General features: G+C 61.1%; 5 protein-coding genes. 1 reads left to right on the plus strand and 4 read right to left on the minus strand.

Features of this window, described 5'->3' with window-relative positions; translation table 11 throughout:
* Positions 1-157: 157 nt before the first annotated feature.
* The 3 genes from yunB to tyrS all read right to left on the minus strand — a co-directional run bounded on the left by yunB (position 158) and on the right by tyrS (position 3,248).
* Positions 158-997 (minus strand): sporulation protein YunB, encoded by an 840-nt coding sequence (gene yunB, locus NUW23_14145; protein ID MCR4427300.1) that lies wholly within the window; start codon positions 995-997, stop codon positions 158-160.
* Between the two features lie 63 nt (positions 998-1,060).
* Positions 1,061-1,993 (minus strand): class II fructose-1,6-bisphosphate aldolase, encoded by a 933-nt coding sequence (gene fba, locus NUW23_14150; protein MCR4427301.1) that lies wholly within the window; start codon positions 1,991-1,993, stop codon positions 1,061-1,063.
* 25 nt (positions 1,994-2,018) lie between these two features.
* Entirely contained in the window at positions 2,019-3,248 is a 1,230-nt protein-coding gene (tyrS, locus tag NUW23_14155; protein MCR4427302.1) for a tyrosine--tRNA ligase, read from the minus strand.
* A gap of 153 nt (positions 3,249-3,401) precedes the next feature.
* Here tyrS and NUW23_14160 point away from each other — a divergent pair, with 153 nt between their 5' ends.
* Positions 3,402-5,507, plus strand: coding sequence for a penicillin-binding protein 1A (locus tag NUW23_14160; GenBank protein MCR4427303.1), 2,106 nt, complete (start codon positions 3,402-3,404; stop codon positions 5,505-5,507).
* 116 nt (positions 5,508-5,623) lie between these two features.
* Here NUW23_14160 and NUW23_14165 read toward each other — a convergent pair.
* Positions 5,624-7,763: endonuclease MutS2 (locus NUW23_14165; protein ID MCR4427304.1), on the minus strand; the 2,140-nt coding region annotated here is incomplete at its 5' end.

A 7,763-nucleotide genomic window follows, 5' to 3' on the forward strand; every position in this document is an offset into this window, starting at 1 on the left:
CGCCGATGAGGCAGTGATGCGGCAGAGGCGCAACGTTAAATATACCACCGGGGTGAGCACGCTGCAACCAGTCCCGTAGTCCCCTATCGGCCGCCAACCCAAAACAAGCAAGTCCTCCCCGTCCAAGCTTGCGCTTGCTCGAATATGCTCCTTGCTTCTACTTCTTCGGCTGTTCGGCGCCTTCTCCCACTCCCAGGATGCTCTTGAGAAGCGATCCGGCGTTTTCGATGTTCACGTAGAACTGCGGCACGTCACCTAGGATTATCGCCTCCGCAATCGGCATGCTCGTGTTTACCACGACACTTGCGCTGACAAGCGGGACCACTATCTTCACATAGGCCTCGATCTCCAGATAGATCCTATGCCTCAGCTGGTTTATGCCCGCGGTCTCGAAGAAGTCAGTGACTGACGTGTTCACAGTCCCGATTGGCAGGATGGTAGCCGTGATCCACGGTCCCATGGAAGCCAGGAGGCTGCTCCCGAGCACCTGCCCGAGCGGCACGGAGATCTTCTCTCGCTGCGCTGCCCTGAGCGCCTGCTGCACCCGTATAGTCGTGACCGCCGCTATGCGACTGATCTCACCCGTATTGGGCTGCACTGCCACCACGTTGCCCTGCCCGTCGGTCCGCCACGCCATCAGGTCTTCATACTTGATGTCCAGCGCGATCTCCTCGGAAAGCGCCGTATTGACTGCGTTGGTGGCAATGATCCGCGCCCGGGCTTCGGCGATCTCGAGCAGGGTCGGCTTGAGCCTGGTCTCGACGATCATGAATGCCCCCGCACCGAGCGCGATTCCTAAGGCCGCGCAAACCATCAGCAGACGACGGACTCTGCCGCCGCGGGTTCCACGGCGGGGCCCGGCCCGCGAGCGCACTCTCCTCCCACGAGGCTGAGCTCGGAGCCCGGGCCTGCGAACGGCGGGGCGCCTTCTCACGCGGGCCACGAACCTCACGAGCCAGTTCGGGGCGAGCCATCCGATCGGCAGCCGCACGCACATGGCAGACCACCCCTCCCCAGGTTATGCGGGAGGGGCGGCAAGTGTGACTGTGCGCCTGGCCTACTATGCCATCGGCACCCTGGAGGAGCTTCCGAAGAGCCTCATCTTTGCCGCGGCGACTGCACGGACCGCGGCTGAGGCTGGTTTGAGGATATCCCTTGGGTCAGTTATCTCCGGGTGCGTGCCCAGGGTCTCTCTGATAGAAGCTATGAACGCGAGCCTCATATCCGTGTCGATGTTCACTTTGTTGATCCCACGCCTGATGGCCTCGACAATGCTCTCGTCAGGGATCCCACGGGACCCGGCCCACTTCGCACCGTACTTCTCGCCGAGCATGACGGTATCTGGTGACACGCCAGAAGCCCCGTGCAGTACAAGAGGTATTGGGACGCGCTTCTTGATCTCGGTGACGAGGTCCAGTGCAAGCACAGGATCCCCCTTGAACTTGTGCGGCCCGTGGGAGGTGCCGATGGCGACCGCCAAGGCGTCCACGGCTGTGCGCTCCACGAATTCGCGAGCCTCGTCCGGATCTGTGAGAATCGCGTCTCGTTCAGCGACCGCGATGTTGTCTTCAATCCCCGCCAGCTTGCCCAGTTCCGCCTCGACGCTGACCCCAACTGCGTGAGCGGTCTCGACCACCTTGGCTGTGAGGGCGATGTTCTCTTCGAAAGGCAGGTGGGACCCGTCGATCATCACTGATGTGAATCCGTTCCTGATGCAGTCGACTATGGTCGCGTAGTTTCGCCCGTGATCGAGATGGAGTGCAACCGGGACCTGAACACTATCCGCTATGGTCCTCACCATCCCCGAGATCTCCCGAAGGCCAGCGTAGGCGATGGCGCCCTCGGAAACCTGTACTATAATGGGAGACCTCTCATCCACCGCCGCCCGGACCACGGCCTTGGCGAACTCCAGATTGTTGACGTTGAACGCCCCCACCCCGTACCCGTCCCTGTTCGCCGGGTCCAGGATGGCCTTTGAAGTCACAAGTCCCATGTCTCACGCCCCCCAGGTAGTCTTCTCAGTTCGCCGTGGATACCACGAACCGCGCGAACCGGCGCTTTCCTACCTTGAGTACCATACCCGAAACGGGCTCGATTTCCTCCAAAGGGTCCTCCACCCTCCGGTCGTCGATTCGGACTCCGCCTTGTTCTACCAGGCGCCTGGCCTCAGAGTTGCTGCCAGCCAGCCCAGCCAGGACGACCAGCCGTGCAGCCTGGACTTTTCCGTTTGTAAGTGCATCCGGGCCGATGACGGTATCGGATATGTCCTCGGGAAGCTCGCGCCGGGAAAATACCCGGTTGAACTCCTCTTCCGCGCGATCCGCCGCCTCCTTCCCGTGGTACTGCGTCACTAGCTGCCTTGCCAGTTTCCGCTTCGCGACCATCGGGTGGAGGCTCCCCGTCCTCAGCCCTTGCTCGACCTCAACCTTCTCCGAAAGAAGTAGAGTCGTGGCACAGTCCACATAGGGCACTATGAGGTCATCAGGAATCGACATAGTCTTCCCGAAGATGTCCTGCGGCGCCTCGTTGATTCCGATGTAGTTGCCCAGACTCTTGCTCATCTTGGCTACGCCGTCCAGGCCTGGCAGAATGGGAGTCAATACAACGACCTGCGACTCCTGCCCGAACTCCTTCTGAAGTGTGCGCCCCATGAGGTTGTTGAACTTCTGGTCCGTGCCGCCCAGCTCCACATCTGCCTCGAGGGCTATGGAGTCGTAAGCCTGCATCAGAGGGTAGAAGAACTCGTGGATGCCGATGGGCCTGCCCTCCCTGTACCTCCCCTCGAAGTCGTCTCTCTCCAGCATCCGGGCGACGGTCACTCTGGATGCGAGATCGATCACGTCCGCGAACATGAGCTTGCCAAGCCACGAGGAGTTGAACGTGACTTCCGTGCGCTCGCGATCGAGTATCTTGAAGATCTGCTCCTCATAGGTCCTCGCGTTCGCCCGCACCTCTTCATCGGACAACTGCCGCCTGGTTTCGGATTTCCCAGTCGGGTCTCCTATCCTGCCGGTGAAGTCGCCGATGACTATGACGCCGACGTGGCCCATGTCCTGGAACTGCCTCATCTTCTGAAGGACGACAGTGTGACCTATGTGAATGTCGGGGGCGGACGGGTCCAGGCCGAGCTTGACCCGGAGCGGCCTTCCGGTCTTCTGTGACTTCTCAAACTTCGCAAGGAGGTCTTCCTCAGAGATGACCTCCGCAGCGCCGCGCTTTATGATTTCCAGCTGGTCCCTGGGGTCCATCGAACGCGCCTCCATTCAGCCTGCCCTGGCAGTTGCTGCGACTATCACGATTCTAGCACATGGTGCCTGGAGCGGCAACGAACCGTTCGGTTGCGCGGGCAGGCTCTTATGCTATAATGGATGCGAATTCCGAGCCGAGGAGGCCTTCGATACATGCGTGCGAGAGCACGGACTCTTCTTAAGGTCGGTGCGTTGATATTCGTCTTCCTCGTTCTCGTCGGCGTGGGTGCGGCGGCCGGGATCCTCGCGGGCTATCTTCGGAACGCCCCAAGCGTCGAGGATGTTGAGGTCCGGCCAAATCTTCCGACCACGGTTTACGACGTGAACGGGCAGGTCATCTCCAAGTACATGATCGAGAACAGGGTTCTCGTGCCCTTGCGGGACATGCCGGACCATCTGATCCAGGCCGTGATCGCAGTGGAAGACCACAACTTCTACCAGCATCACGGCATAAGTGTCCGGCGCATCCTGGGGGCACTGTGGGCAGACATCAAGAACCTCTCCCCGGACCAGGGCGGTTCCACCATCACCGCTCAGCTGGCGAGAAACGTCTTCTTATCCCACGAGAAGACCATCAACCGCAAGATCTGGGAGGCGCTCTACGCCTTTCAGCTTGAGCGGAGATACACGAAGGACGAGATTCTCGAGTTCTACCTGAATTATGTATACTTCAACCACGGCGCCTATGGTGTGGAGGCCGCCTCACAGGTCTTCTTCGGGAAGCACGTGGGCGACCTGACCCTGGGTGAGGCGGCTTTGCTCGCCGGCGTGGTGAACGGCCCTGAGGTGTTCTCACCTTACAAGAACCTTGAGGCCTCGTTACGCAGACGGAAGATAGTCCTCGGACGTATGGTGGATGTGGGCTACATTACGGAGGATCAGGCCAGGCAGGCAGCAGAGGAGCCCGTCAGGCTCGTGGGACTCAAGCCAAGAGAGTCCGTGGCCCGGTACTTCTCCTACATGGTCCGGGACTACCTGCTCTCCAAGTACGGGCGGGAGATGGTGTACAGCGGTGGCCTCACGGTCCGCACAACGCTCGACCTTTCCATGCAGCGCGCGGCGGAACGCGCTTTCGCAAGTCTTCTGCCGACAGGCCGGACAGAGACCCGAGGCTCGACCACGTTGACCTACCCACAATCGGCGCTGGTCGCTCTTGACGCGGATACCGGTGAGATCAGGGCGCTGGTCGGCGGGCGAGGTGAGGACGAGTACAACCGGGCTATCCGGGCTGAACGGTCACCCGGATCGTGCATCAAGCCTTTTGTATATGCGGCCGCAATCGACAGCGGGTATACCCCGGCGACCGTCGTCGTTGATGAACCTATTGAGTTTCCGCAGTATGATGGCACAGTCTGGGCTCCGCAGAACTACACCAAGACTTTCCTCGGGCCCCTCACCTTGAGGCAGGCACTCGAGCAGTCCATCAACGTAGTCGCCATCAAGCTCACGGACGCCCTGACTCCAAGGAAGGTAATTGACTACGCCAAGCGGATGGGTATCACTACTCTCGTCGAATCCGGCCCCAAGAACGACGTAGTCCTTTCGCTTGCACTCGGCGGCCTGACAAGGGGAGTCACTCCCCTAGAGCTCGCGGAGGCGTACAGCAGCCTTGCGAACCTCGGGATGAAGGTCAAGCCCTATTTCATCCTGGAGGTCCGGGACAGGAACGGAGTCCTGCTCGAATCCGGGAGGCCCCAGAAAGACATCGTGATGGACGAGCGGACTGCTTACATCCTCACGGACATGATGAAGGGCGTGATCACGTCCCCGAACGGAACCGGGCGAAGAGCCAACATCGGCAGGCCCGCGGCCGGCAAGACCGGCACTGCAGACAGTAACACTGATGCCTGGTTCGTCGGGTTCACGCCGGATCTGGTGACTGCAGTCTGGATCGGCGAAGACCAGACTCGGGAGATGAACTACCCCAAGATCGGAAAGATAGGGTCCAGCCTGGCCGCAGAGGTCTGGGGGAAGTTCATGAAGGATGCGCTCTTGGGGGTCCCCCCCAGGGACTTCCCAGTTCCCTCAGGTATAGTTCAAGGGGTTCGGGTGTGCACCGAGTCCGGCCTTCTTGCAACAGACCTATGCCCCCCTGCCAAGGTGACAACTGAGAAGTTCATAGCAGGCACGGAGCCGGTGGCCGAATGCGACGTCCACAAGCCTTCTCCACCGCCTCCCCCGATCCCCGAGCCCCCTCTCTTCCCGTGGGAGGAGTGGGCCGAGCCGGAACGCTCCGACGCTGCGCCGCCGCTGCACTGAGATGATCAGGACGGGGAACAGGGTGCCAACACAGCAGACTGCAAAGAAAGGCGCTCCGGCTCTTGGCCGCTCTCGGCCAGCGAAAGCCGGGCCGCCTTTCTTCCGAGCGGTGGTGTCTACGTCCCTGGAAAGGATACAACGGTGACCCCATCGCCGCCCTCACCTGCTTCTCCGGGCCTCGCGGCTTTGATCCTGCGGTCTGACGCGAGCATGTCCCTGAGTGCCTCTCGAAGTGCCCCCGTCCCCTTCCCGTGAATCAGCCGGGCTCTCGGTATGCCAGCAAGTATGGCGTCGTCAAGATACTTGTCTGCTACATCCAGGGCTTCTTCCACCCTCATTCCCCGCAGGTCCAGCTCGGTGGAGACAGACCTTGCCCGATCAGCTTGGATCGCGACAACACCGCCCCCCCTCCGGACCCCGGCACGAGGTGCGGCCTGCTTGACCTTGACCGCCCTCAAGGACGCGCGAGGGACGTTGATCTTCATTGAGCCGACGCCCACCAAGTACTCGTCCACCCCTGCACGGTCCAGGACCACACCTCTCTGGCCAAGAGAGACGATTTCCACTTCGTCCCCCACCCCGACCTCGCGCTGATCGTCTTCGTGTTCTCCGGACTCAGGAGCCGAGAAATCCCCGCCTGGCTCGAGTGCAGTCAGCTCCCGTAGGACCTCGGTCAACCCCGCCATGTCCCTCCTTGCATCGACGGCGGCGGACTCAACTTCGTCCTGGCCGGCCTGCGAAGCCAGGGCACGAGCAGCGCGAAGCTCACCGATGATTCTGTCTACCTCGCGTCTCGCATCTTGGAGCAGGCTGTCAGCCTGAACGCGTGCCTGGCGAAGGATCTCCGATTTCTCGGCTCGCAGGCGTCTGTACTCCTCCTCGTACTTGTCCTTGAGCACCAGGTACCGGTTTCTCAAAGCCTCTGCGTCAGCCCTGGCAGCCCGTGCCCGATCATGCTCTGCCTTCAGGTTCGTAATCATCTGCTCTACCCTGGCGCCGTCTGTGCCCACGTGAGACCGTGCCCGCGCCAGTATGCCTTCGGGCAGACCGAGCCTATCGGCGACAGCGAAAGCATTGCTCGAACCTGGCACCCCAATAGCCAGCCTGAACGTGGGGCGGAGAGTTTGGACGTCAAACTCCACGCTCGCGTTTCTCATACCTTCTTGGGTGTGGGCGAAGGCCTTGAGTTCACTGTAGTGCGTGGTAGCCACCGTCCTGGCCCCGAGACGGTGCAGGTGCTCGAGGATGGCCATGGCCAGTGCCGCTCCTTCCTGCGGGTCCGTTCCTGCTCCAAGCTCATCGAGCAACACGAGGCATTGCCCCTCAAGCCTCCTGAGTATATCGATTATGTGAGTGAGGTGCGACGAGAACGTGGACAGACTCTGCTCTATGCTCTGCTCGTCGCCAATATCCGCCATTACCTGATCGAACACCGCCACTTCGCTGCCGGGTTCCGCAGGGATATGCAATCCCGCCTGCGCCATCAATGTCAGAAGGCCAATGGTCTTGAGGGTTACCGTCTTCCCACCTGTGTTAGGGCCGGTGATGACCATAGTTGTGAACTCCCGACCCAAGTACGGGTCTATCGGCACTATTTCCCCGCGAAGCAAGGGGTGCCTTGCACCGATCAGGGCTATGTGCCCGTCGCGATTGAGTGCCGGTCGGGACGCCTGCATCTCCTGGGAAAGCCGCCCCCGAGCCATGACGAAGTCAACCCATCCAAGCGTGGAGAGGGTGCGGTCCAGCCTGTCCGCGGCGGCTGCGACCTTCTCCGAGAGCTCCAGAAGGATACGGGCCACCTCGGCCTCCTCCTGCGACACCGCTTGCCTGAGGTCGTTATTGAGTTCGACCACAGCCATCGGCTCAATGAACACCGTTGCCCCACTGGCGGATTGGTCGTGCACCATGCCGGGCACGTGCGAGCGCATCTCGGCCTTGACTGGGACGACGAAACGACCGTTCCTGATGCTGACCACCGGGTCCTGAAGCATCTTGCCCCACTCCGGGGAGCGGATAATTGACTCTAAGGTGTCGCGGACCTTGTTGTTCAATGCCCGGATCCTTGCCCTGATGCTTCTGAGGGCGGGGCTCGCGGAGTCCATGACCTCCCCGGCATCGGAGATTGCCCCGGTTATGGCCTGTTCAAGGTCGGGGAAGACTTCAATTCCCCCGGCCGCGTCGCGGAACGCCGGGTATTCCGGGCTGAGCTCCAGGAGGGCTTTTCTCAGACGGCGCGCACCCACTACTGTGTACAAC

The sequence above is a fragment of the Bacillota bacterium genome, assembly GCA_024655925.1.
Taxonomy (GTDB): domain Bacteria; phylum Bacillota; class DTU025; order DTU025; family JANLFS01; genus JANLFS01.

Excerpts from the sequence above, each read along its gene's own strand:
- NUW23_14160 (MCR4427303.1), top strand. The coding sequence starts at position 3,402 with ATGCGTGCGAGAGCACGGACTCTTCTTAAGGTCGGTGCGTTGATATTC.
- tyrS (MCR4427302.1), bottom strand. The coding sequence starts at position 3,248 with ATGGACCCCAGGGACCAGCTGGAAATCATAAAGCGCGGCGCTGCGGAG.
- yunB (MCR4427300.1), bottom strand. The coding sequence starts at position 997 with ATGTGCGTGCGGCTGCCGATCGGATGGCTCGCCCCGAACTGGCTCGTG.
- fba (MCR4427301.1), bottom strand. The coding sequence starts at position 1,993 with ATGGGACTTGTGACTTCAAAGGCCATCCTGGACCCGGCGAACAGGGAC.